Annotated in this window: 1 pseudogene; it reads left to right on the forward strand. The window is 77.5% G+C overall.

Annotated elements, in window-relative coordinates:
- Window positions 1-11: 11 nt before the first annotated feature.
- Window positions 12-355 (forward strand): annotated as a pseudogene (locus BI06_RS53720) (HAD-IB family hydrolase); the annotation flags it as partial.

Below are 355 nucleotides of genomic sequence, written 5' to 3' on the forward strand. Positions count from 1 at the left end.
GCGCCGGGCCGGCGGCGGACACCCGGCCGGCCGCGGAGCCGGAGGCCGCCGGGGACGCGGAGCGCGCCCGGCGCGGCAAGGCACCCCGACCCCCCGCCGAGAACCACACCCCCGACCCGGACGACCCGAGGGCCGCCGCCTTCTTCGACTGCGACAACACCATCCTGCGCGGGGCCGCGATCTTCTACCTCGGGGTCGGCCTCTACCGCCGGGGCTTCCTCACCCGCCGCGACATCGCCCGCTTCGCCTGGCAGCAGGCCTGGTTCCGGCTGTACGGCGCCGAGGACCCGGACCACATGGCCGATGCGCAGCACACCGCCCTGGGCCTGGTCGCCGGCAAGCGCACCGCCGAGCT

The sequence above is a fragment of the Kitasatospora sp. MBT66 genome (assembly GCF_000710405.2).
Taxonomy (GTDB): Bacteria; Actinomycetota; Actinomycetes; order Streptomycetales; family Streptomycetaceae; genus Kitasatospora; species Kitasatospora purpeofusca.